Raw genomic sequence first — 23,954 nt, forward strand, 5'->3', positions numbered from 1 at the left:
GCGAGTGACAGCTGCAAGACAGCGAGTAATTAAGGTGGAAGAGAGGAGAGGCAGAACGTGAAGCCGATGTTAATAAGTATCCTTCAATTCAACACGTTGTCGACTATTGATAAAAAATGACTTTTATTACTTAATTTCGGTAAACAGGGAATCAATGACAATGCTCTGAACCCTGCATCTTGAAGTCACTTGAGCATATGTCATTCATATATTCAATTAGATTCTGTGCTTAACTATATTTATGTCTTATGTGTCAATGAGGTAAATATATTTCCCTGCAATTAATGTTTGAACCTGATCGCATAACTATCTGATATCTATTATCTTGTGAGATCAAACTGTGCTTTTATGAATCAATTGGAGAAGATATAACGAATTGTCTTCTCGTGTCTTTATTTCCTCATGAAAAGACTAAGCAAAAAAGATGTAAAGTGTCTCTTTTTGCTGTTTTTCTGCGGCTTAATCGTAATATAAAACGAGAACAGTTTATGAAGCGTCAGCATATTCTTGTTGGTTTGTCAGTAATATTGTCAGGCTGTGCATCACAACAATTGATGGTTCCAACCGCGAGTAAAGTCATCATTGTTGGTGATACTTTGGTTTATGATGGTGTCATTTCTGGCGGTGATGTTTTAAAAGCAATCCGGTTAGTAAAATCTAGCGATAAGAAGATTAAAAAGCTCAGAATTACCAGTCCTGGAGGCGAGATTGATACCGGTATCGAGTTTGGGTACTTTGTAAAAGAAAATAATCTTGATGTGGAAGTCAGCCGTCTATGTTTTTCAGCATGCGCAAACTATGTCTTAACGGCTGCCAATAGTATTACTATTAAAAAGGATGCCTTGATAGGGTGGCACGGTGGTGCGTTACAATCTGATGAACTGTGGAAACAAACCATTCCAAACGGTTATTGGAATCAATATGAAGGTTACCTCAACCATCTGAGGGTCAAAGAAAAGGCATACTTTAATTACATCAATGTCGACCCATATATCACGGTTTATGGTCAGATAAGAGACAGAAGTTGCCAAAAAAACAAGCTCACAGAAGGTTGGTACTACTCACTCAACGACCTTAAACAAATGGGAGTGAAGAACGTTGATCTACAAGGCGGAAAGCTAATGAACAGTGTTGAGTACGAAAACTCAGACATCACGTCTTGTTTGATGCCGGACGTTTACATTAACAAAAATGGCTCCTAGCTCTAGCTCTAGCTCTAGCTCTAGCTCTAGCTCTAGCTCCTAGCCGTTAGTCCTTTAGATACCACGTCTCTTAAATCAATATTCATCTAAACATCATCAAGATGAAGGCTTGCCACGGTAAGCCTTCATTTTTGTTGTTGCTAGGATAACGACTAGCCTTCGTCTCAGTTAGAAATATAGTGCTTTTTGTATAATCGCTTTGAAGTGCCAGAGAACTTTATGTGCTCTGTTTTTCTTGTTGCATAATCAAGAATAATATTGGGATGCACACTTACGTGAAAATATTCGGGAATATTGATCGCTCGATAATAAATGTCATCCCGATATTTATTTTCTTCTATCAAACCACAATCGATTAGCTTGTTGAGCATGCTAAATGCAGAGAATATATCGATCCTCGTTAGTAATGATATTTCCTTTGCTGTTTTTCCTTGCTCGGGGAAATCAAGCATCCGACACATAATAAGGTCTTGCAGCATTCTTGTTGCAATCGCATTAAGCTCTTCTTTACTTAGTTTTTCCATGGCTATCAGGCACCTTTTGATGAAAAGTTGAACTTGATGTTTTTATGGAAACATATTGTTACATTTGTGTCAATAAGCCATTCTCTATGTTTTATTTACCATAGATATAACACTGATTGGATTTTGCTTTATTTATTTTTATTGAACTAAATTTCACTTGCTATTATTTGAATCTTAGATTTTGCATATCGACAAAATCATTGTTGATATTATTGTTTTTAGTGATCTTTTTTGAAATCAACATTTGAATACGCTTTGTTTTTAATGGGTGTTCTATACCCAAGTAACCTCTAGATGCTAGGCTCAGCGAAAATGACTTGGTTTGTAGACGCGCGGCGATTTAAAGATCTAGTCATTCTAAATCAAGAATCGGCAACAAAGTATACAAGCCAAGGCCCTTATATTTGCAAAGAGTGCCCTTTGGGAGCGTAAAGAGAATAAAAACCATAGAAATTAAATCATGCATTAAATCTGCGCTTTTCTTTGAACGCGCTTAGAAACTCAAACTCGATGATCCGGTGTAATGCTTCTGTCTACTAAACAAATGGTATGAGTATGATAGTAAGTAAGATATCTGATGAGCTAATTACGGAAAAAGCAAAACTAGAGTGGCTAGCGTATTGGCGCCACTTCAGCACCGTTAAGCATCGCCTTTGCTGCGAAGCCAACTGTACCGCAGAGCATGATTATGGTGTTCTGGTTAGAAAAGACGGGGAAGAGCGTAAGGTTTTCGTGGTGCCCTTATGCAAGGCGCACAGTGATAATCTTGAACGATTGGAAGTCTCCGACGGCACAGAAATTATCTCCGCGGATCTGACCTTGTGATTTACGTTGTTGCTTCAACGACGTTTAGGGAACGCTTTGAATCGTAGGGTTTCAAAGCGTTCTTCCTAAGCAAGGGGGAGGTTACATTTTCTTTTGATAAACCCTTTCAGGGCGACCAACTTTACCATGTTGAATCAAAGCAAGTAGAAACCCTTTTGCGGCTAAAAACTCAAGATAACGTCTTGCTGTTGTTTTGCTGATACCGACTTCATTGCCTAGGGACTCCGCCGTGTAAATAATTTCACCATCATCAAAGGCATTCGTGACTTTGTCGAGCGTGAGCTCATCGATCCCCTTGGGTAAGGCTTGCATGTTTGATGATTTGGATTGAAAGTTAAACAGCTCGTCGACGTGGCGTTGATTGATGTTGTCATTTGCTTTTAACGAACTGGTGTACTTCAGATAGCGCTCTAAAGAATCGGTTAAGCGATCATAAGAGATCGGTTTTAGCAGATAGTCGAACACGCCACACCTTACGCCTTCTCTTACTGTTTCCATGTCATTGGCGGCGGTGATAAAAATAACATCTGGTGACTGCTTGGCAGCGGTTATGTCTTTCAATAAATCGATCCCTTTGCCGTCAGGCAAGTAGTTATCCAATAAGACCAGTTTTGGCTTCAGTAACTGAATCATCTTTCTGGCTTCAGCGATACTTTTTGCAATTCCGATAGGTCTGAAACGTTGTGTTTGCTGAAGATAGTAAGAATGAAAGTCCGCGATATTGGATTCATCTTCTACTATCAAAACGTCATAAATTTCCATCTTTCAAACTCTCGTTAGGAATAAATAAAGAAAAGATTGTTCCGGTTGGTTCGGCATCGTCGACAAGGATTGCACCGCCAGCGTTATTGACAAGCTGGTGGACCAAATACAAGCCAATACCGTGTCCCGGTTGCGATTTGCTGGTGATCCCTTTATCAAATAGAGATTCTGCGATTTCATCGGGTATTCCAGTGCCATTGTCAGCAACCTCGACCACCAATTCCGTTTCGTTGGCGTCAGAAATTAGTATCGAGATGCATTTGTTGCTGTCAGGGTTTTTCAACGTTGCTTCATAAGCATTGTCGAGTAGGTTACCTATGATGGCGGCTAACTCATCATCAGTAAGCTTGGTTGGTGTACCGCTCAGGTGGCAGTACGGATCAAAATGGAGAGCGAGACCAAGTTCTTTTGCTCGGCTGTATTTGCCCAATAACAGACCCGCAATCACTTTGGAGTTGAACGTAAGAGAAATGAAATCAATCAGCTTTTGATGTGTTTCTGTTTCTTGCCTTATGGCACTGAGCGCCTCTTCGTATGCGCCGATTTGAATCAGCCCACTCACTGTAGAAAGCTTATTTGCGTATTCGTGGCTCAATACTCGTAAATTGTCGGTTTGCTGCTGAACTTGGTTTAGTTGTGATGTGAGCGTGCTTAAATCATTGCGCGGTCTGAAGCTTATGACCCAGCCAGAGTGTTGATTGTCTTCCCAAATCTTTACGCGAGTTGCGACCAAAGTTTCGCCGTTACAGGTAATCACTTGATGCTGTCTCTGTGACTCCTCCGCGTCTTCTGCCATCTTTGCTCCCAAGAAAAAGTCAGCAGGGGTGACGTATTCGTTGACCATTCGACCTTGGAGGTGGGAAAGATTACGCGCAATTCCCAGAATCTTAAGTCCCCTCTGGTTTGCCGACAAAATACGACCTTGTTTGTCGACCGCAATAATGCCTTCGTAAACCGCTTCAAACACCGAGTTTTGCACGCGGAGGGAGAGGGCGATCTCTTCCGGTTCCATACCATACATCTGACTTTTGATATGACGGGAGAAGAACCAAGCGCCTAAAGATGAGCAAACTAGAATGATCAATAAGGCAAAGAAAAACGGTGTGGAGTAGAGGAGCAGTAAATTACTAACGGTATCCAGTAAGTAGCCCACTGAAACAACACCAATGATCTCGCCAGTTGAGGAAATAATGGGGGATTTCCCACGTATCGCAAAACCTAAGCTGCCTTCTCGTATTGAGTAGTAGTGCAATCCTTGTTGAAGGGCGCGTATGTTGTCTCCACCTTGCATCGGGTAGCCAACTTTTTTGATGTCTGGATGCGCTAAGCGAATGCCCTTACTATCGCCGACGACGATGAAGTTGGCATCGGAAATCCCTTGTAGGCGCTTAATTTGTTTTTGTACCCGCGCTGTATCTCGTAAAGAGACAGCTTCGATCAGTTGAGGGTCGCTGGCAATTTCACGAGCTTGTATGACTGCGCGCGCACTGACCTGGTGGTTTAACGTATCAGAAAGGATGTGGTGGAAATAACCACCGATAAGGAGCAATTGAAACGAAACAACCACAAAAAGCAGCGCCCATACACGCTGTCTAAAAGAGAAGTTACGGCAGAGGTAGTCGTGAAATGTTCGGTCTGGCATGAATGGTAAGCTTCTTATTGATTGAAGGGTAAATTATCAAATGAAACAAGGAAGAGACCTGATCGAGATCTATTGAAGATAACCAATCGAGCCTCGTTCCTTGTGTAACTGTCTAACCGATCACATATTTGATCATCACGCCTGCTGCAACCGCCGAGCCAATAACACCGGCTACGTTTGGTCCCATCGCGTGCATCAGTAGGAAATTCTGTGCATTCGCTTCTAGACCCACTTTGTTTGACACCCTTGCTGCCATCGGAACCGCAGAGACACCCGCAGAGCCAATCAGTGGATTCACTTTTTCACTCGCGAAACGGTTCATCAGTTTTGCCATCAATACACCTGCCATTGTGCCAATACAAAACGCGACGATGCCAAGTGCGAGAATACCGATGGTTTGTGGCTGTAAGAATTTATCGGCAACCAACTTGGAACCCACAGAAAGACCCAAAAAGATGGTGACGACGTTGATCAACGCGTTTTGAGCAGTATCCGATAAACGTTCAACTACGCCACATTCACGCATTAAGTTACCAAAGCAGAACATACCTAGTAGCGGTGTCGCCGAAGGAAGCAACATGGCAATCAGAATCAACAGGAGCAAAGGGAAGCAAATCTTTTCTAACTTGCTTACTTTACGCAATTGCTGCATCGTGATTTGGCGTTCTGATTCTGTGGTCAGCGCACGCATAATTGGCGGCTGAATCAAAGGTACAAGTGCCATATAAGAGTAAGCTGCTACAGCGATAGCACCCAGTAACTCTGGTGCGAGCAAGCTAGATACGTAAATCGCCGTTGGACCATCTGCGCCACCAATGATGCCTACAGCAGCGGCTTGCGCGACACTGAAATCCATCAAGCCCATAGAGCTCAAACCCAGAGCGCCGAGCACAGTTGCGAAGATACCAAACTGAGCTGCAGCACCAAGAAGCAAGGTTTTAGGGTTGGCTAACAATGGACCAAAGTCCGTCATTGCGCCTACGCCCATGAATATCACCAAAGGACCAGCGCCAGATGCAATTGCAATGCTGTAAAATAGGTACAGCATGCCATCTGAGTATTGATACTCTTCTGCGAGTAAGTGGATATTGGCAAGTTGAGTTGGTGTCGCCGTTGCAAGTGCCGTTTTTACTTCGGCAGCGGAGTCCGTCGCAATGTTCAACACAGAGCCAAATGCTGACATTACCTCAGGTTTGGCAGCATGGAGCGCGTTTTCTACCGCAGACAAGGCTAAGCCTGCATCAGGTAGGTTAGCAAGAATCCCACCAAAACCGATTGGCACCAACAACAAAGGCTCGAACTGTTTAACAATGGCGAGATAAAGCAAAATCAAGCCAACAATAAGCATGATGGCTTGTCCCCATTCGAGGTGGAACAAACCAAAGTCATTCACTAACGCTAAGACATTTTCCATGTGACTAATGCCTCGTTACGCCAGTTGAAGTAAAGGTTCGCCTACATCGACTGCGTCGCCTTCAGACACATCAATGCTGGCGATTTTTCCGGAACGTGGTGCGCGAACTTCTGTTTCCATCTTCATCGCTTCAAGAATCAGCAGCACATCGCCTTCTTCAACTTCATCACCAGGCTTGGTGTGGATCTTCCAAATGTTACCCGCAAGTGGGGCGTTCATCGGCTCGGCATCTTGAGCGGTTGTCACTGGCTTTGATGGTGCAGGTTGGGGGGCTGACACGGCTTGAATATCGCCACCTGCGTCAACCTGAACGACATAGCTTTGGTTGTTGACGGTAATGGTGTAAACACCGCTTTCTGAGGTAGCATTCATGGTTTTTTTCTCTGGTTTGGTCTTATTTTTTGCTTGTGCTGTTGCTCTTGCTGCTTCATTGCAAGGTGCGGGTTCAAAGGCGTCTGGGTTGTTGCGGTTTTCTAGGAACTTCCAACCCACTTGTGGGAAAAGCGCGATAGTAAGTACATCGTCAATAGCGCTGCCGGAGAGCGGAATGTTTTGCGCTTTTGCTTGAGTGGTCACTTCTGTGGTCAGGTGCTCCAGTTCTGGCTCCAACTTATCGGCAGGGCGGCAAGTAATTGGTTCTGAACCTTCCAACACACGCTGTTGCAGTTCCGTGTCGACAAGGGCAGGCGTTTTGCCGTACTCGCCTCTCAAGACACCAGCGGTTTCTTTAGTAATGGTTTTGTAGCGCTCACCCATAAGGACATTGATGACAGACTGTGTGCCGACGATTTGCGACGTTGGCGTGACAAGCGGCAGATACCCTAGCTCTTTTCTGACTTTCGGGATCTCTTCTAACACAGCATCAAGCTTGTCTGCGGCGTTTTGCTGTTTCAACTGACTTTCCATGTTGGTCAACATTCCACCAGGGACTTGCGCCACGATTATGCGAGAGTCTGAGCCTTTTAACTGACCTTCAAAAGCGGCGTATTTTTTACGTACTTCTCTAAAGTATGCAGCGACAGCTTCCAGCGCTGAAATGTCCAAACCTGTGTCGTATTCAGTGTTTTGAAGTGATGCAACCAGAGATTCTGTTGCTGGGTGACCGTAAGTGCCGCTCATGGAAGAAATCGCTGTGTCCACACGATCTACACCAGCTTCAATGGCTTTCATTAACGTCATATCAGCCATGCCAGCGGTCGAGTGGCAATGCAGGTGAAGGTCAACATCCACTTGCTGTTTTAATGTTGAAACCAGCTCACTGGCTAAGGTTGGTGTCAGGATACCCGCCATGTCTTTGATTGCGATCGAATCAACGCCAAGTTCACCCAATTGTTGCGCGATGTCTACCCAGGTTTGTAGGTTATGAACAGGGCTAGTGGTGTAACAGAGTGTACCTTGAGCGTGTGCGCCTTGTTTTTTCACCGCAGCAATTGCTTGTTGCATGTTTCGTGGGTCGTTCATCGCATCAAATACACGGAATACATCCATACCGTTTACCACGGAGCGCTCAATGAACTTATCAACGACGTCGTCAGCGTAATGGCGATAACCCAATAGATTTTGACCTCGAAGCAGCATTTGCAACGGCGTTTTTGGCATCGCTTTTTTGAGTTCTCGCAGTCTTTCCCAAGGATCTTCCCCTAGAAAACGAATGCAACTATCAAACGTAGCGCCACCCCAACACTCAAGTGACCAATAGCCGATGTCATCTAACTGTTGGGCGATTGGCAGCATATCGTCGATGCGTAAACGGGTGGCAAATAACGACTGGTGGGCATCACGTAATACAACGTCAGTGATGCCAATGCGTTTAGTAGACTCAGACATTCGAATTCCTCTTATAGCGAGCTTTGTTTGATTTTTTGATGATGAATAGCGGCAGCAATCACAGCGACGAGTTGGTTATCATCGTTTGATGGTTTGGCAGCACCCACTTTCTTTTGCGGAGGGGGAGTTGGTTCGACATGAAAGCGCCCCAAAAAGCGAGACATGGCTTTGACAGCAAAGACCAAGAAAACAAGAAAAGTGAAGACAAAACCCATACCCAGAGTCATGAGGTTTAAGCCTTCGGCGAATAAATTAACTTCCATTAATATCTCCCATTGGACAAAACAAAGAGCAAAGGAAGACTTTGCTCTTTGACAAAATAAGAAGGGGTTTAACCGCCCAACATGCCAAACACGACACTTGCGATGACCAGTACAATACCGCCACCAAGACGAGATGAGATTTGCGCGTAAGACAGCAAGCTCATGCGGTTTGACGCAGCAAGAACTTCAAGGTCACCAGAGCCACCACGGTTTGCCATACATAGACCTGCAGTGATTGAAGACTCGATTGGGTAAAAGCCCATTAACCAACCACCGACAGAGGCTCCAATGATTGCGCCAGCAACGATCAGTGTTGCGATGATTAAGTTCGTGAAGGTTAGTGCATTCATGATTTCGCCAAGGTCGGTATAAGCGATACCAACGCCCACCATGAGCACCCAAAGCAATTGTTTTGAGAAGAATGAAGACAAGCGTTTTGCGCCTTCTTTCACTTCTTCAGAGCAGATACCACAGGCGTTAACAATCGCAACGATGATGACCATGTAAGCGAAAGTGTGGATTTTTACGTCACCAAAACCTGGCAGTATTTCTTTAGAAAGGGCGGATGAGAAGGTGTAAATACATGCCGCCATCATCAAGCCAATCGCGATTTCACGTGGAGTGATTTTTGGTGCTTCGCTCTCTTCAACATCGAAATTAGACTTACGCAATAGCTCGCCATTACCAGTCAAAGACGGTACTTTTTCACCGATGCTGTTTAGAACGGCTGCTGCGACAATCGCTACGATGTTAGCGATGGTTAAAATTGCAATTGCAACCGAGTAGTACTGTTCTTTAGAGCCACCCGTGACTGACTCATAGATTTCAGAAAGTGGAATCGCACCTGCACCGTTACCACCACCCATGATAGGCAGTACGTAAAGCATCATGATTTTGTCGATAGAAATGCCAAACATCATTCCGCCAAGAATGCCGAGAATTGAAGCACCTGCAACGGCTGCAAGAATGGTCGGAATGTAACCAACTAATGATTTAAGCAGTAGCTTACGGTTAACCGCCAAAATCGAGCCAGTGATCAGAACGGCAATGAACAAGTCGAGAAAATCGGTCTTCTTCATGACTGCAGTAACAGTGTCAATTTCGTTTTGGGTTAGTAAACCTGCATGAACAAACCAAGCTGCGACAAGGAAGATCATGACAGGCGCACCGCCAATGTATTTGTTAAAAATAGGCAGGCGTTTACCCAGTTCGCCAAATAGCGCACCAACAACAAACATAAAACCAAAACCGCCGACAATATTATCAGGGATGGTGTCTGTCATATGTGCAATTAACATGACCGCGAACATAAATGCATATAGCGGTAATGGTAAGCCAAAGATTCGGACTTGAGATAATAAGTCTAATCCCGGGCTTCTTGTTTCAGTTATTGAAAGGGTCTTTTCGTTCATCATTATTATTCCGTGTTGATTTAACATGGCGTAATTTAAATTTGAATGAAAAACCTAACTGTGAGTGTGATCATTTTACTTTGTGGAATATATACACACTTATGAATTTAAAGTTTTTAATTATTCAATTACTTAATTTAAAGATAGTTAAGTAATTAAATTCATTAAATTCATAAATGACGTTTAGTAGAAGAAAATAGTCGATACGGATCATCATTTTTCAAATTCAAGTGACGCATGATGGCGGCAACACGAAAGAGGATGATGATCATGTTTGACACCTACGCATTTAGTCGAGTGAACCGAAATCAATACGAGAAGTTTGGTGCTATTACCGAGTTTCTAACTTGTTATGATTTGGATGTTGACGCTGATGTAGAGCGATTTGTGGTGGCGAAGTCTCAAGGTCAAATCATTGCTTGCGGCGGTCTTGCTGGTTCAACACTAAAATCTATTGCGATTGATCCTGCCTTACAAGGTACTGGATTTTCTCTGCGATTAATGACTGAGTTGACCACGATGGCTTATGAAATGGGGCGCTTTGATCTGTTCTTGTTTACCAAGCCTCAGAATATGCAAAGGTTTCGTGAATCTGGTTTTTTCCCCATTTCTTTTGCGGACGATAAATTAGTCTTGATGGAAAATAGTCAGACCAATTTAAGAAACTTTGTACGTTCATTAAGAAAGAAAAAGAAAGACGGTGATAAAATAGGCAGCATTGTGATGAATGCAAACCCGTTTACTTTAGGGCATCAATACTTAATTGAAACGGCGGCGTCACAATGTGATTGGCTACATTTATTTGTCGTCAGCGAAGAGGGTAAAGGTTTTTCTTATCACGATCGTTTGAACATGATTGAAAGTGGCACTAAACATATTCCTAATCTTACGATTCATCATGGTTCAAAATATATAATATCTAAAGCAACGTTTCCTACTTACTTTATTAAAGAGAAGCGATTGATTGATTATTGTCATACCGCTATTGATCTAAATTTATATCGTCAGCATATTGCGCCAGCATTAGGCATTACACACCGATTTGTTGGGACGGAGCCAGACTGTGTTGTGACTCAGTATTACAACCAACAAATGAAACACAGATTAACCACCAAGGATCTCAACGGCGCACCAATCAGCGTTATTGAAATAGAGCGTAAGTGTGCGTCTGGCACCACGATTTCAGCGTCAACGGTGCGAAAACTCTTGCAGAAAGGGCAATTGGATCAACTGGTTCACTTTTTACCCTCAACCTCTATCGACTACCTACAAAGGCACACGGACGCTTTACCGTGTCTTACCCAAGAAACAGTGGCTGCTTAACAGCCCAATTAATTTTTAACCAAGGTGTTAAAGGTCTTTCAATGAAAATAATAAAACCCGCTTTTGCAGGGACACTGGAATCCAGTGACTTGCAAGTTCGTATCTCACCCAATCCAGAAGGTGACATCGACATTTCTCTTGATAGCACAGTGAAAAAGCAGTTTGGCAAAGCCATCGAAGCGTTGATTCATGGTGTGCTCAATTCGATGGGCGTGACTTCCGCAACGTTAGAAGTGGAAGACAAAGGCGCACTAGATTGTGTTATTAAGGCTCGCGTTCAGGCTGCAGTCATGCGCGCGGCAGACAGCAATGACATTCAATGGAGCAAATTATCATGAGTAAGTTACGCCGTAGCATGTTGTTTGTTCCAGGGGCAAACGCCGCCATGTTAAGTAATACCTTCATTTATCAGCCTGATGCAATCATGTTTGATTTGGAAGACTCTGTGGCGCTGAGAGAAAAAGACACCGCCCGTATGTTGGTGTTTAACGCGCTGCAACACCCTTTGTATCAAGAGATTGAAACAGTAGTCCGTGTGAACCCACTAGAGTCTGAGTTTGGTTTAAAAGATCTGCATGCCGTTGTACGTGCGGGCGTCAATGTAGTTCGTCTACCAAAAACAGACAGTGCAGAAGACGTGCAAGAAATGGAGCGCTGTATTGAAGACATCGAACGTGTATGTGGCAGAGAAGTTGGCAGCACCAAAATGATGGCGGCAATCGAAAGTGCGCAAGGTGTGAATAACGCCATCGAAATTGCTCAATCGTCTTCGCGTTTAATTGGCATTGCACTGGGTGCTGAAGATTATGTCAGGGACTTAAAAACGCAACGTAGCCCAGAAGGGACAGAGTTGTTGTTCGCCCGTTGTTCTATTCTGCAAGCTGCGCGTGCTGCGGGCATTATGGCGTTCGATACCGTTTATTCCGACGCTAATAACGAGCAAGGATTCCTCAATGAAGCGGAACACATCAAGTCGTTAGGTTTCGACGGAAAATCGCTGATTAACCCAAGGCAAATCGAGCTACTTCACAACGTATTTGCACCGACTCAAAAAGAGGTGGATTACGCGATTCAAGTTATCGAGGCAGCAGAAGAAGCGCAAGAGCAAGGGCTTGGTGTGGTTTCACTTAACGGAAAAATGGTCGATGGACCAATTATCGAGCGAGCTCGTTGGACGTTACAAAAAGCGCAATCTGGAATTAAAGAGTAGGGCACGAACATGAAACAAATGGAATCCATCAAACCAGCATTGCTGCCAGAGACGTTGTCACTGTTTTCAGAGGCAAATGCGTTAACGCCTCATCTCAAAGACTCAAACTCTAAAAAGTCGAGAAAGCTAAAGTCAGATCTGCGTTCCGCCATTTTAGATTCTGGGCTTAAAGACGGTATGACGATCTCTTTCCATCACGCGTTTCGAGGTGGCGATAAGGTGGTTAACTTGGTGTTAGATACTATCGCTCAGATGGGATATAAGAATCTGACACTGGCTTCAAGCTCTTTAACGGGTATTCATTCGCCGGTTGTTGAGCACATCAAAAACGGCGTAGTGAGTAAGATTTACACATCAGGTATTCGCGGTGAGCTTGGTGAAGCCATTTCTCATGGTTTGCTCAAAGAACCTGTGCATATTCACTCCCATGGAGGACGTGTGCACTTGATTAAATCAGGCGAGCTAAACATCGATGTGGCGTTCATCGGTGTGCCTTGTTGCGATGAGTTTGGCAATGCAAATGGCATGAACGGCAAATCTCGCTGCGGCTCTTTGGGTTACGCCAAAATCGATGCTCAACACGCGCGTAAAGTGGTCATGCTTACTGAATCTATCGTCGGTTATCCAAATCACCCAGCATCAATCACACAAGATTTGGTGGATGCCGTAGTCGAAGTCGAAGAAGTTGGTGATGCGAGCAAAATTGGTGGCGGTGAAACGCGTCTTACCAGTAACCCACGTGAACTGCTTATTGCAAAACGTGCTGCCGATGTGATTATTAATTCTGGTTACTTTAAGCAAGACTTTAGCTTACAAACTGGGTCTGGTGGTGCGTCGCTTGCCGTCACACGTTTTCTAGAAAATAGCATGGAAAAACGAGGTATAACTGCTGAGTTTGGGCTGGGTGGCATTACCTCAACTATGGTCTCTATGCACGAGAAAGGGCTGATCCGAAATCTAATCGACGTGCAGTGTTTTGACTCTGGTGCTGCGGACTCACTTGCTCGAAACCCAAACCATATTGAAATCTCAGCGAATGAATACGCTAACCCATCTTCCAAAGGCGCAGTGGTTGATCGTCTAGACGTGGTCATTCTCAGCGCGCTTGAAATTGATGTGAACTTCAACGTCAACGTTATCACCGGTTCTGATGGTGTGATTCGTGGCGCGTCTGGTGGTCACTGCGACGCAGCGGCAGGCGCAAACCTTGCCGTGATTGTTGCTCCGCTCGTGCGTGGTCGTATTCCAACTGTCGTAGAGCAAGTGCTAAACGTGGTAACGCCTGGTCAATCGATAGATGTGTTGGTGACTGACCATGGTATTGCCGTGAATCCTCGACGCCCGGAAGTAAAAGAGCGTTTGTTGAACGCAGGACTGCCTGTGCTTGATATGGAAGCCTTGGTTGCGAGAGCGCAATCATTAACGGGCAAAGCGGAACCAATTGAATATGACGATCAAGTGGTGGGTTATGTACGTTATCGCGATGGCTCTGTGATTGATGTCATCAGAAAGGTTAAATCTGAATGAGCATTCGCTATGGGCTGAAAGTTGGTCTCGATGATGTCTTGAGCAACAAAGAAGCTCGTGTGAAACGACAAGGTGAGTGGTTAAAACGCCACTCCCTTCCTTTGCTGTCGTTTACCGTCAATATGCCAGGTCCGCAGAAAATGACGGAGTGCACGGAGCGAATCTTCGAACAGGGTGTACAAGCGATTCAAGCCACTTGTCTCGAAAAAGGCTGGTCAATGGCAGGACGACAATTGCTGCGACAAGTCACAGGTCCAGAGGCAATTTTTGCGGTCCAAGCACCGAATGCCATGGCGCTCAAACGAGCCATGATTGAGATAGAGAATAACCATCGTCTCGGTCGGTTAATGGATTTAGATGTGATCGATGTCGATGGAAAGATCATCTCAAGAAAAGGGCAAGGGATGACGCGAAGAAAATGCCTTATTTGCGAACAAGATGCCGTGATTTGCGCGCGCTCGCGTAAACATGATCTTCAAACCTTGGTTTCTCACATAGAGTCGATGGTGTGTTATGACGAATGTTGCTCTTAAACTGTTGCTCGACCAAAATATCGAGCGTGTTCCAAGCGTTGCGCATCGCTCTGCTGTAAAGGTGAATCTGTTCTCTTTGGTTTCTGAGTTAGCGTATCACGCGATGCTGGTGGAAGTGCACTTGTCCCCAAAACCGGGGCTTGTTGACCTTATTAGCAACGGTGCTCACTCAGATATGAATGTGCCGCTGTTTGAAGCCAGCGCGAGTGCAATTCGTCCTTTTCTCAATGGCTTTCTTAACGCTGGTCTTGCGCATGCAACGCACTCGGCAGAGACATTACTGGATGTGTTGCGCCCGATTGGAATTCAAGCTGAACGCGCAATGTTTGCCGCGACTGGTGGTGTGAATACGCACAAAGGGATGATCTTTGGACTTGGACTGGTGTGTGGTGCGATCGGCTGGTTAAAAGGCAAAGGCATTGCGGTCGATTCTTTGCACATTAGCCAAGTTATCAAGCGCAGCTGTGCGTTAATGGTATTTCAAGAGCTGAAAAATACCGACTCTAAAAAGGAAACTCATGGTGAGCGGCTGTATCGAGAATTTGGTTTAACTGGAGCAAGAGGTGAGGCGGCGTCTGGCTATCAAACGATCATGACTTACAGTTTGCCTGCATACCAACAAGCGCTGTATGAAGGCGCGTCCGCAGAACAAGCATTATGGCAAGTGTTGCTCACGCTAATGGTGCACAATCAAGATACCAACGTGGTATCTCGTGGTGGGATGCATGGTTTGCGTTATGTGCAGAACATAGCATCGAAGCTTATTGAGAGTGGTGGTTGGCATAATCCAAACCTCGAAGAGCAGCTACTGGATTTTGACCGCCAGCTTATTGAAAAAAACCTTAGTCCGGGCGGCAGTGCAGATTTGCTCGCGCTGACTTGGTTGCTGGCAGAAATTGATGATTTGACGAGACATATCATCGCGAATCACGACGAATAATTAGGAACAAGTAAACGTATGCACAATTTTGAAGATGCGATGATCTTAGGTATCGCGGGAAACTTCGCAGGTCACCTGCAACAAGCTGGTGAGGCTGATGACTTTGCTCTCTACGGAGATGTGAACGCTAACAAGCCCCAAGCATTGTTCCCCATTTATGTGCCTTTTATCGAACATCCGTATTTGTCGACATATCCAATAAGTGCCGATACGACCAAGTTGCCAAATGATATTTTGAACTTACAAATTGAACCAGAGCTCGCTCTGATCTGTGATGTTTCTTATGAAGGTGGTCAGGTCTTACAGCTCACGCCGACGCATTTTGGCGCATTTAATGATTGTTCGATTCGACGCCCTGATGCGAATAAAATCAGTGAGAAGAAAAATTGGGGTGCAGCGTCAAAAGGCTTGGCATCGCAACTTATTGAACTAGAACGACTCACTCCTGATAGCGATATCGGCAGATTTAGAATCGCGAGCTTTCATAAGCGAGGAGAGCAGGTATTCGCCTACGGGGAAGATTGCGCGGTAAACGAATACTCCTATTTCTATGCGGATCTGCTGGATTGGATACGTGATCAGATGAATCATCAAGTGGATCGTGGTCCGATGGAAAACATTCACGCATTACTCAAACAAGCAAATCTCCCAAGCCAGCTAGTGGTCGCAGTGGGTGCAACGCGCTACACCGAATATGGTGAGCAGAATTTCTTGGAAAGAGGCGATGAAAGTGTGGTTGTTGTGTATGACAGCCACCTATACCAACCAAAAGATGTGCTCGGCATGGTACAGAAGTCGCAGTATGAAGCGACAGGCTTTTCTTATGTGAGTCAAAGAGTGCTTTAAGTTTAAGCCAATAGAGAACAAAAAAAGCTCGCAAATTAGCGGGCTTTTTAATGTCTTATTCGCTGAATGAAATAAAAGGAGTGATATATATCTAATATTTATATTAGTGTTTGTCTTATTGATATTTAATGTATTTTGCTCAAGTTTTAAAAGTGGACAGTGAATCACAGATTCGTTAAGTGCATTTAATGTTTATTATAAGTTTGTTTAATAACGTAATTACTCTAATTATAAATATGTTTTGAAATTTTATAGCCTTATAAGTTGATGAAAAATATGGTTATATTGCTTTGGTGATAATTCGGTTAGTTAATGTCAGGGTATTTAAAATTGTGATGTTAATTCCTATCAATAACCTCAAAACTTTCATTGATAAAATTTACGTATATTCTTTTTAACTGTTTCCAGATTAAAACTATAAACACGCAATAGGTGACAGTGGTTATAAAGTATCCGTTGTGGCTGACTTGCATAATAAAATGGTAGAGAGTGAAAAAGTGAAAGCAAATAAAAACATTCTTAAAGCAGCAGTAGGTATGGCAATGCTATCTGGCTTGCCAACAGCAGCCAATGCTCATGGCTGGTCAGAGTTTCCTAGTGCACGTCAAAACACGTGTTACGAGCAAGGCGGAATTTGGTCAGGTAACCCACCAAATGCAGCTTGTGCTCAAGCAAAAGAAATTTCTGGTACCTATCCGTTTGTTCAGCGCAACGAGTACGCGAAGAACATTACCGATTACAACAATATGGCAGCAGTGAAAGCGGCGATTCCAGATGGTACGTTGTGTTACGCAAATGACCCTCAGAAAAAGGGCATGGGCGCACCACACACCGCGTGGACTCGCACAGAGCTAAATACGGGTACATTCGAATTTGTATTTAATGCGACGGCACCACATAACCCGTCTTTTTGGGAGTTTTACCTAACCAAACCAAATGCAGACCTAAGCAAAGCGTTGGCGTGGAGCGATCTTGATTTGATTCAAACCGAAGGTAATGTCCCAGTTGAAGGTGGTAAATACCGCATGAATGTGACCATCCCTTCTGATCGTTCAGGCGACGCGATTCTTTTTGTGCGCTGGCAGCGTAACGATGCGGCGGGTGAAGGCTTCTACAACTGTTCTGACATCACTATTGTGGGCGGCGAAACGCCTCCACCAGAGCCAACACCTCAACCAGATCTCGTGAAAGGTGAGCTATACATCCCAGTTAATTTTGTTGGTCCAGACCTTGGTGATACGGTTAAGTATGACATCATCAATAAATACGGAGATGTTGCACGTAGCTTCGATATTGAAGTGAATTCATCGAACATCAACGACTGGCAACGTCTATTGGCGTCAGAGATCAATGGTTGGCACGAAGAGTTCAAAGATGGAGCGGTGTTCATTGGTGATTGGCATGAAGAAATGTCTCATTACATGTACTTCCAAAACGATCCATCACGCAACTTCTTTAACTCGAAAGATGGTCGAGCGTCGGGTGTGATTTCAGTGATTGATGGTGATGACGGTAATGTTGAACCATTGGCAGGTGACATCTACGAGTTAGTGAAGAGCGACAAAGTAGTTAGCGCTGGGGACAAAGTGGTGATTTCTACCAGCGAAGCTGCGAACTTAACTCAAACTCAAGGCTCTTCTGTGAGTATTCAAAATAACGGCACTGCGTCGATTGTCGTTGATACTCGTGCGATTACGCAGAATGAGACCTTGTCGTTTGTTGCGAACGCAGTAAACAGCGAACGTGCAGAGACATTTACGTTTGAAGTGATTGTCGACGATGGTGGTGTAGACCCTGAGCCAACGCCAGATCCTGATCCAACACCAGACCCAAGCGATGACGCATGGGATTCAGCAAAAACTTACCTAGGTGGTGAAGTTGTCGCGTATGCTGACCAAAATTGGAAAGCACAATGGTGGATTAAAGGTGGTGATAACCCACAAGCGGCTTACCAAAAAGATAAGTGGGGTGTTTGGCGTCCAGCTAACTAATCATTGGTTGTAGCCAAATGGAATTGGCTAAGGCAAGCATGAAAGCCACTGTTTTGAGTTAAAGACAGTGGCTTTTTTACGTCGTTCATAAACTGACGGGGTAAGTGAGGTGATATCACCAAATGCAAATATGGGCAGAAAATCGTCCCTATCCCAAGTAACCTCGCCCTGAATTCTGGATCTTGAAGTCACTTGGGAATAAATAAAGACAATAGGCTGAAACGAATGGACAGAGTGATATTAGTGCTATGTAAGAGCTTGAAACTCAAAGAGCGCCTAAGCGCTCTTTTCTTTTGTACTGCCTTTTGGGTGATGACCGAACTTGTCATTCAAGTAGAGCAGTCCGCTGACGAAGAGTGCCACGACGGAAACCGTGAAGAGGGCATACATACTTAATACCCAAGCGAATGTGGCAGTCAGAAAGGCAATGAAGGAAAACATTCTGCTGAATGACATTACATGACCAAGTTTGTTACTTTTCATAACGCCTCCCAAAGCTTAGTGGGTAGAATCAGAGTGCTTTCACTCCGCATTCGTATTGTCTCTCTTCTGGGGGGAATTTACCCAAAAAACAGGCTAAATATTTCTCAAAAAAGATTAAATATTGACCTGGTAGACAGTTTTTTATTTGTGATTTTATATGAGTTTCATTGCTCATTGTCTATGCCAACATTTTTGATTCTGCTGAACGTCAAAATTGATTCCCATCTTTGGCTACAGTTAATGCATCCCCACTGACAAAGCAGGAAACTCTTATGTTCAAGACTCAACTTAAACGTGTCGTTGTTATCACTAGCCTACTGGTTTCATCATCTGTTCTGGCAAGCACGAATGCGTACAATACAGATATTCCTACCAGTATCATGACACCTGATAAGGTTGAAACCAGCATTGGTACTTTGAATTTCAAGGATGGCGTACCAAGCCAGAAGACGATGGATACGCTATACAACAACCTCGATACCATGCGAGCAACAGAAGTGTTTATGAACGCGATTCCTATGGCATCCCTGGAAGCGTTAAGAGTCGGGCATGAGAAAATGGGGTTAACCACATCCAATCAGGTGATGCTGTTTGATGATCTGATGGATTCGAATCCGCTGTTCTTAACCGGAAATACAGATACGGTATACGCGTCCGCATTTCTCGATCTCGAGCGTGATGGTCCAACGGTGGTCGAAATCCCACCGGGTATGGGACCAACGACCGTCAATGATGCATTCTTTCGTTTTGTGACGGACATGGGCGTTGTAGGACCAGATAAAGGTGAGGGTGGCAAATACCTTATTTTGCCTCCGAACTATGAAGGTCCAGTGCCAGAGGGGTATCACGTTTCTCAATCAACAAGTTACGTGAACTGGTTTATTGCTCGTGGTTTTTTGAAAGACGGTAAAACAGACGCGGCGGTGAATTCATACCATAGTGGTTTAAAGATTTATCCATTATCTAAGAAAGGCGAGCCGCCGAAGATGGAATTCATCTCTGGTAGTGGTAAATCGTTTAATACCATTCATGCAAATGATGAGCACTTTTACGATGAAATCAAAACGGTGATCGACAAAGAACCGATTGAGTTTATCGACCCAGAAATGCGTGGACTGATAGCGACCATCGGCATACAAAAAGGTAAGCCGTTTGCCCCAGATGCACGAATGCAGAGCATATTGGAAGATGGTGCAGCAATAGGTAATGCAACCGCACGAGCGTTGATGTTTAATCCTCGTACCCAGAACGCTTACATTTGGGATGATCGTAATTGGAAGACAGCGTTCATTGGTAATGATTACCAATGGCTGATTGAAGAAGGCAACGGTGGTCGCAACCTAGATGCGCGCACTTATTTCTTCTATATGGCGACGGTTAATACGCCGGCAATGGCGCTCAAAATGGTTGGTAAAGGTTCTAAGTACGCAATCGTTGATAAATCTGCTCAGGGAGAGTTCTTTGATGGCAGCAAAAACTACAAGCTGACCATTCCTGCGAATGTTCCGGCGAAGAACTTCTGGTCAGTTGTGGCTTACGATACACAAACGCGTTCGGAATTACAGACCAGTCAACCTTTCCCGAGTAAGAATGACAAACGCGACGACATGATGACAAATGCAGATGGCTCGATTGATTTGTATTTTGGTCCGAAAGCACCAAAAGGCAAAGAAGCAAACTGGATTGAGACTGTGCCGAACAAAGGCTGGTTCACTATCTTGCGTGTCTACGGTCCATTAGAACCTTGGTATGACGGCTCGTGGAAGCCTAGTGATATCACGGAAGTGAAGTAAGATAATTGAAGAGGCAACCGGTCAATTGATAGACCGGTTGCTTGTTTTTGGCTTGTTCTTATGGCTCTGTTGCGGCTTTGTTTGGTCTTGCTTGAGGGACTGTTTATTTGCGACGACAAGTGATAGTCGTTCTAATTTGTTTCTTGCAGTGCTCGTTTAATAAAGGCTTCTACCTGAGCAATGATCGGGTGCTGGTAGAATGCTCGGTGATATTGAACGCCCACATCAAACATCATTGGTTTAGCATTCAGCCTTAACGGCAATCGGAGAACGTCCTCTGGTAGGGCATCATCGTTAATGTGCATCCCGACAAATACATACGGGCTGACTTTTACGCAATCAAGCGCTGCCGCCATAGAAGAGACCGTTAGTTTCTGTTCCAAATTTACCCCAGTGAGTTTTCGCATTCGTTCATAGTACGCACTGACATCAAGAGAGCCCATAGACACGCGCACCGTCTCGAGGTTTTCAATGTCACTTAGCTCTAGCTCGTTATGTTGGCTAAGTCGGTGTTGATCATTCACGTACGCAAAGATGGGAACAGAAGCAACTTTGCGCTCAACCATTCTCTCATTGAGCTCATTTGGAAAACCGCCAATTCCAATGACGACGGCCCCTCGTTTTGGGTTTTCGATACTTTCTATCGACCAATCAATAAATGAAATCTTCGGCTTTTGATCTTCCGTTGTAAGGGCGGAGACTAAGGGGGTCGTCAACATGCCAGATAACGGATTAATGATGCTGAATATGTACTCATTGGCTTGCTGATTTGCATTGAAGCTTTGCGCCAGCTGGGGGATTTGCTCTAGGCGTTCTAATGGTTCGCTGATGACTTCACACAGCTGCTGGCAAAGCAGGGTTGGGGTATAAATGCCTTTTTCTGCATTGAAGAGTTCGTTATCAAATCTTTGACGACATTCAGCCAATTGTCGTGTGAATGTCGCTTTGCTAATGTCGAGGGTATGACACACTTTCGCCTGCGATTTTTGCTGGCTGAGTAGATAAAGAAAGCGATACAAATTCAAATCAATAGTATTTTTCACGAGCTCAGTACCTGAGGTTATTGAGCTTTAAGTATCGGTGTCTCTCATCCTCTGTTCCAATAAAATTTAAAACAATTTTTCCTTTTGTGACATGGGGTTAGCTTGTAAGAGTATGATGTGCTCAATCGGAAGGCGAAACTAAGATTGCGTAAAAGGTGAAAAACAGTGCTAGGTAAGCCCTTGAACTCATCCTATAATTAGGTTGCATATGGAGGATGTTTGATGGTCAAACATCCTCTATTTTTTGAAACCTACAACAAGGATCCGGCATAAGTTGTTTTTGCTGGTGTTGTTTACATTTACCAAGAAGGTGATTTAACACTAATAATTGAGGTTCTTACGATGACTCTTAACAAGTACTTTGTTTTCATTCCGACTGATATGGATCAGGAAACGCACAAGGAACAGAAAGTGATATCTGAAACGGAAACTCAACGTCAGGCTTTAGTAAAACAGGCGCAGCAAGAAGGCGGACTGTAAGGCTAGGTTTCAAAATAAGAAGAGCACCCGAAGCGGTGCTCTTTTTTTATCTCTGAACATCTATCACTTGAGCATTCCAAGGCTTTTAAGCTTGCGATAAATGGTATTGCGGCTTAATCCCAACATGCGTGAGGTTTTGCTGATATTACCTTGGTTCGCTTGATAAGTTTTTACCAGCTTATCTTCGACAGTCGAACGCATATCTTTGGTTTTCGGCACGCTAACGTCTTCAATCATACTGGTATGACTAAGCTTCTTAGCAAGATGATTTGGCACATGGCTAAGTTCTAGTTGCGGCTCTCCTTGCGCCATCAATGAAGAGACTTTGATTAAGCTATCGAGTTCTCGCAGATTGCCAGGCCACACGTAAGTCATCATCAATGAAAGAAGGTGGGGACAAATGGTCTGTTCCGAATCAGAATGGCGTCGATGAATGTTCTCAATCAGTGCTTGCTTATCATTGCGCTCTTCAAAGCGAGGTAGCTCGACGATAAGTCCGTTGAGGCGGTAGTAAAGATCCTGACGAAATACGCCTTGTTCAATCAACAACTCTAAGTCTTTGTGTGTTGCGGCGATGATTTGTGTATCAACTTGGATGGTTTGGTTTGAACCAACAGGAAGTACGGTTTTGTCTTGTAACACGTGGAGTAGGCGGCTTTGCGCTTCTAGAGGCAAATCTGCAATCTCATCTAAGAACAAGATGCCGTTGTGCGCTTGGCGGATTTTACCCTGATATCCTTTGCTGTTTGCACCAGTGAATGCACCTGAAACATAGCCAAACAGTTCAGATTCAACTAAGTCTTTGGGTAATGCCCCACAGTTAACTGATACCAAAGGACCACTCTTACGTTGGCTGTTTTTGTGTAACGCTTTGACGAATTCGTTTTTCCCTACACCGGTTTCTCCAAGAATAAGTAAGCTAATGTCTTTGTCGATAACGCGATTTGCTTGTTGCCAACAATGCTCGACCGTGGTGTCGCCATAATGAAGATCGTTGGATGCAGAAAGAGAGCGGGAAGACGTTTTACTCTCTGACAGAGGTTGAGTTTTAAACACCAGTGATTGACGGCTTAGCGAATTATCGAGTATCGAATCCAGAGATTGTCCAATCACATTCGGTTGATCAAGCAATTGCGAGGCGACTTGGTTATGCGCAAGGATTTGCCCTTCCTCATTGGCGATGATAATGCCTTGCCACCCACTGCTGAGTAACCCTTTTTCGCATGCTAAATCGACTCGAATATGTCCTTGAGGGATTTGATTGAGGAGTTGGTTTTCGACTTGCTGAACCATATTCTGGACCAGTACTTGCGTTGAGAAATCGTGCTTTTTCTCTTCGCTGGTAATGTCCAACACACCCATTAAGTTACCCAAATGATCAAAGATTGGACTTGCTGAGCAACTGATAAAGCGATGATGTTGAATAAAGTGCTGATCACCAATAACAGACACCGGTTTGGCTTCTACTAAAGCAGTGCCAATGGCGTTGGTGCCTTTCAGTTTTTCTTGCCAGCACGCGCCAGAACTGAGCGCAATTTCGGTCAGTTTTTCTCGGAATTTAGGTTGCCCCCAGCTACCGATGATCACGCCATCCGCATCGGTCAGTATTAACCGACTGTCGCTGTGCGCAAACAACTGATTAAACAAAGGCAGGGCAAACCGCTTCACGGCATCGATTAAGAAGTTAAGCTGGTGGCGTCTGTCCTGCAGAAACGCAGAAGTGACGCGAATATCGTCAGGTCGACGTCGCTGTTTTAAACCCGCTTGTTCACTTCTGTCCCATGAAGTAGAAAGCCAGTTGTTGTTGGTAATGTGTTGAAGTTCCATGACTGTACCATTTTGTCACAGTGAGGGTGTGCCATTTTGGAACACTTGAACACTGGTGTTCACACCATACATCCGCTCAAACGTCAC

22 protein-coding genes are annotated in these 23,954 nt (G+C 44.3%); 12 read left to right on the forward strand and 10 right to left on the reverse strand.

Annotated elements, in window-relative coordinates; all coding sequences use genetic code 11:
• Positions 1–488 precede the first annotated feature (488 nt).
• Entirely contained in the window at positions 489–1,202 is a 714-nt protein-coding gene (locus QMY49_RS06205) for a hypothetical protein (RefSeq protein ID WP_009697440.1), read from the forward strand.
• 164 nt (positions 1,203–1,366) lie between these two features.
• Here the strand turns inward: QMY49_RS06205 and QMY49_RS06210 are convergent, their stop codons facing one another.
• Complete coding sequence (locus tag QMY49_RS06210) at positions 1,367–1,726, reverse strand: hypothetical protein (RefSeq protein WP_005445454.1); 360 nt, start codon at positions 1,724–1,726, stop codon at positions 1,367–1,369.
• 555 nt (positions 1,727–2,281) lie between these two features.
• Between QMY49_RS06210 and QMY49_RS06215 the strand changes: the two genes are divergently transcribed.
• On the forward strand, positions 2,282–2,551 hold the full coding sequence (locus QMY49_RS06215; RefSeq protein ID WP_005445453.1) for a hypothetical protein: 270 nt from the start codon (positions 2,282–2,284) through the stop codon (positions 2,549–2,551).
• Positions 2,552–2,632: 81 nt separating this feature from the next.
• On the opposite strand, the gene QMY49_RS06220 is transcribed toward QMY49_RS06215, so the two are convergent.
• From QMY49_RS06220 to citS, 6 genes are all read right to left on the reverse strand, one after another.
• Positions 2,633–3,313 (reverse strand): response regulator, encoded by a 681-nt coding sequence (locus tag QMY49_RS06220; RefSeq protein ID WP_283313467.1) that lies wholly within the window; start codon positions 3,311–3,313, stop codon positions 2,633–2,635.
• Complete coding sequence (locus QMY49_RS06225) at positions 3,300–4,955, reverse strand: ATP-binding protein (protein ID WP_283313469.1); 1,656 nt, start codon at positions 4,953–4,955, stop codon at positions 3,300–3,302. Before QMY49_RS06225 ends, QMY49_RS06220 begins: the two co-directional genes overlap by 14 nt.
• Before the next feature lie 112 nt (positions 4,956–5,067).
• Positions 5,068–6,369: a sodium ion-translocating decarboxylase subunit beta gene (locus tag QMY49_RS06230; RefSeq protein ID WP_005445449.1), complete on the reverse strand. Its 1,302-nt coding sequence runs from the start codon at positions 6,367–6,369 to the stop codon at positions 5,068–5,070.
• Between the two features lie 15 nt (positions 6,370–6,384).
• The gene (gene oadA / locus QMY49_RS06235) at positions 6,385–8,196 is read right to left on the reverse strand and encodes a sodium-extruding oxaloacetate decarboxylase subunit alpha (protein WP_283313472.1); all 1,812 of its coding nucleotides are present in this window, start codon (positions 8,194–8,196) and stop codon (positions 6,385–6,387) included.
• 11 nt (positions 8,197–8,207) lie between these two features.
• The gene (locus QMY49_RS06240; RefSeq protein ID WP_009697443.1) at positions 8,208–8,459 is read right to left on the reverse strand and encodes an OadG family protein; all 252 of its coding nucleotides are present in this window, start codon (positions 8,457–8,459) and stop codon (positions 8,208–8,210) included.
• Between the two features lie 68 nt (positions 8,460–8,527).
• Entirely contained in the window at positions 8,528–9,871 is a 1,344-nt protein-coding gene (citS, locus tag QMY49_RS06245; RefSeq protein WP_017190260.1) for a citrate/sodium symporter CitS, read from the reverse strand.
• Positions 9,872–10,141: 270 nt separating this feature from the next.
• On the opposite strand from citS, the gene citC reads away from it, so the two are divergent.
• The 8 genes from citC (at position 10,142) to QMY49_RS06285 (ending at position 18,241) form a co-directional block, all read left to right on the forward strand.
• The gene (citC, locus tag QMY49_RS06250) at positions 10,142–11,194 is read left to right on the forward strand and encodes a [citrate (pro-3S)-lyase] ligase (protein ID WP_033001190.1); all 1,053 of its coding nucleotides are present in this window, start codon (positions 10,142–10,144) and stop codon (positions 11,192–11,194) included.
• A 41-nt stretch (positions 11,195–11,235) separates the two neighbouring features.
• The gene (citD, locus tag QMY49_RS06255) at positions 11,236–11,532 is read left to right on the forward strand and encodes a citrate lyase acyl carrier protein (protein ID WP_017190258.1); all 297 of its coding nucleotides are present in this window, start codon (positions 11,236–11,238) and stop codon (positions 11,530–11,532) included.
• The gene (citE, locus tag QMY49_RS06260) at positions 11,529–12,404 is read left to right on the forward strand and encodes a citrate (pro-3S)-lyase subunit beta (RefSeq protein ID WP_005445440.1); all 876 of its coding nucleotides are present in this window, start codon (positions 11,529–11,531) and stop codon (positions 12,402–12,404) included. Before citD ends, citE begins: the two co-directional genes overlap by 4 nt.
• A gap of 18 nt (positions 12,405–12,422) precedes the next feature.
• On the forward strand, positions 12,423–13,931 hold the full coding sequence (gene citF, locus QMY49_RS06265; RefSeq protein WP_370445481.1) for a citrate lyase subunit alpha: 1,509 nt from the start codon (positions 12,423–12,425) through the stop codon (positions 13,929–13,931).
• Positions 13,928–14,464 carry a citrate lyase holo-[acyl-carrier protein] synthase gene (gene citX, locus QMY49_RS06270; RefSeq protein WP_009702086.1) on the forward strand — a complete coding sequence of 179 codons (537 nt, stop codon included), beginning with the start codon at positions 13,928–13,930 and terminating at the stop codon, positions 14,462–14,464. Before citF ends, citX begins: the two co-directional genes overlap by 4 nt.
• Positions 14,445–15,404 (forward strand): triphosphoribosyl-dephospho-CoA synthase CitG, encoded by a 960-nt coding sequence (gene citG, locus QMY49_RS06275; RefSeq protein ID WP_017190256.1) that lies wholly within the window; start codon positions 14,445–14,447, stop codon positions 15,402–15,404. Before citX ends, citG begins: the two co-directional genes overlap by 20 nt.
• A gap of 18 nt (positions 15,405–15,422) precedes the next feature.
• The gene (locus tag QMY49_RS06280; protein WP_009697449.1) at positions 15,423–16,250 is read left to right on the forward strand and encodes a DUF5718 family protein; all 828 of its coding nucleotides are present in this window, start codon (positions 15,423–15,425) and stop codon (positions 16,248–16,250) included.
• A gap of 497 nt (positions 16,251–16,747) precedes the next feature.
• Complete coding sequence (locus tag QMY49_RS06285) at positions 16,748–18,241, forward strand: lytic polysaccharide monooxygenase (protein WP_009702734.1); 1,494 nt, start codon at positions 16,748–16,750, stop codon at positions 18,239–18,241.
• A gap of 276 nt (positions 18,242–18,517) precedes the next feature.
• On the opposite strand, the gene QMY49_RS27275 is transcribed toward QMY49_RS06285, so the two are convergent.
• Positions 18,518–18,724, reverse strand: a complete 207-nt coding sequence (locus QMY49_RS27275) for a hypothetical protein (RefSeq protein ID WP_005446094.1) — start codon at positions 18,722–18,724, stop codon at positions 18,518–18,520.
• A gap of 272 nt (positions 18,725–18,996) precedes the next feature.
• On the opposite strand from QMY49_RS27275, the gene QMY49_RS06295 reads away from it, so the two are divergent.
• Positions 18,997–20,517, forward strand: a complete 1,521-nt coding sequence (locus QMY49_RS06295; protein WP_050908338.1) for a DUF1254 domain-containing protein — start codon at positions 18,997–18,999, stop codon at positions 20,515–20,517.
• Positions 20,518–20,648: 131 nt separating this feature from the next.
• On the opposite strand, the gene QMY49_RS06300 is transcribed toward QMY49_RS06295, so the two are convergent.
• Positions 20,649–21,560 (reverse strand): LysR family transcriptional regulator, encoded by a 912-nt coding sequence (locus QMY49_RS06300; RefSeq protein ID WP_283313481.1) that lies wholly within the window; start codon positions 21,558–21,560, stop codon positions 20,649–20,651.
• A 342-nt stretch (positions 21,561–21,902) separates the two neighbouring features.
• On the opposite strand from QMY49_RS06300, the gene QMY49_RS06305 reads away from it, so the two are divergent.
• On the forward strand, positions 21,903–22,040 hold the full coding sequence (locus QMY49_RS06305; RefSeq protein WP_005446090.1) for a hypothetical protein: 138 nt from the start codon (positions 21,903–21,905) through the stop codon (positions 22,038–22,040).
• A gap of 63 nt (positions 22,041–22,103) precedes the next feature.
• Here QMY49_RS06305 and QMY49_RS06310 read toward each other — a convergent pair whose 3' ends face one another.
• Complete coding sequence (locus tag QMY49_RS06310; protein WP_009697453.1) at positions 22,104–23,867, reverse strand: sigma-54-dependent Fis family transcriptional regulator; 1,764 nt, start codon at positions 23,865–23,867, stop codon at positions 22,104–22,106.
• Positions 23,868–23,954 lie beyond the last annotated feature (87 nt).

Origin of the sequence: Vibrio harveyi (genome assembly GCF_030060435.1) — a bacterium.
GTDB lineage: Bacteria > Pseudomonadota > Gammaproteobacteria > Enterobacterales > Vibrionaceae > Vibrio > Vibrio harveyi.

Bases quoted from the DNA above. Each gene is read 5' to 3' on its own strand.
- QMY49_RS06215 (WP_005445453.1), top strand. From the start codon at position 2,282: ATGATAGTAAGTAAGATATCTGATGAGCTAATTACGGAAAAAGCAAAA.
- citG (WP_017190256.1), top strand. From the start codon at position 14,445: ATGACGAATGTTGCTCTTAAACTGTTGCTCGACCAAAATATCGAGCGT.
- citX (WP_009702086.1), top strand. From the start codon at position 13,928: ATGAGCATTCGCTATGGGCTGAAAGTTGGTCTCGATGATGTCTTGAGC.
- QMY49_RS06280 (WP_009697449.1), top strand. From the start codon at position 15,423: ATGCACAATTTTGAAGATGCGATGATCTTAGGTATCGCGGGAAACTTC.
- oadA (WP_283313472.1), bottom strand. From the start codon at position 8,196: ATGTCTGAGTCTACTAAACGCATTGGCATCACTGACGTTGTATTACGT.
- QMY49_RS06230 (WP_005445449.1), bottom strand. From the start codon at position 6,369: ATGGAAAATGTCTTAGCGTTAGTGAATGACTTTGGTTTGTTCCACCTC.
- citF (WP_370445481.1), top strand. From the start codon at position 12,423: ATGGAATCCATCAAACCAGCATTGCTGCCAGAGACGTTGTCACTGTTT.
- citC (WP_033001190.1), top strand. From the start codon at position 10,142: ATGTTTGACACCTACGCATTTAGTCGAGTGAACCGAAATCAATACGAG.
- QMY49_RS06305 (WP_005446090.1), top strand. From the start codon at position 21,903: ATGACTCTTAACAAGTACTTTGTTTTCATTCCGACTGATATGGATCAG.
- QMY49_RS06295 (WP_050908338.1), top strand. From the start codon at position 18,997: ATGTTCAAGACTCAACTTAAACGTGTCGTTGTTATCACTAGCCTACTG.
- QMY49_RS06220 (WP_283313467.1), bottom strand. From the start codon at position 3,313: ATGGAAATTTATGACGTTTTGATAGTAGAAGATGAATCCAATATCGCG.
- QMY49_RS06240 (WP_009697443.1), bottom strand. From the start codon at position 8,459: ATGGAAGTTAATTTATTCGCCGAAGGCTTAAACCTCATGACTCTGGGT.
- QMY49_RS06205 (WP_009697440.1), top strand. From the start codon at position 489: ATGAAGCGTCAGCATATTCTTGTTGGTTTGTCAGTAATATTGTCAGGC.
- QMY49_RS06210 (WP_005445454.1), bottom strand. From the start codon at position 1,726: ATGGAAAAACTAAGTAAAGAAGAGCTTAATGCGATTGCAACAAGAATG.
- QMY49_RS06310 (WP_009697453.1), bottom strand. From the start codon at position 23,867: ATGGAACTTCAACACATTACCAACAACAACTGGCTTTCTACTTCATGG.
- citE (WP_005445440.1), top strand. From the start codon at position 11,529: ATGAGTAAGTTACGCCGTAGCATGTTGTTTGTTCCAGGGGCAAACGCC.
- QMY49_RS27275 (WP_005446094.1), bottom strand. From the start codon at position 18,724: ATGAAAAGTAACAAACTTGGTCATGTAATGTCATTCAGCAGAATGTTT.
- citS (WP_017190260.1), bottom strand. From the start codon at position 9,871: ATGAACGAAAAGACCCTTTCAATAACTGAAACAAGAAGCCCGGGATTA.
- QMY49_RS06225 (WP_283313469.1), bottom strand. From the start codon at position 4,955: ATGCCAGACCGAACATTTCACGACTACCTCTGCCGTAACTTCTCTTTT.
- citD (WP_017190258.1), top strand. From the start codon at position 11,236: ATGAAAATAATAAAACCCGCTTTTGCAGGGACACTGGAATCCAGTGAC.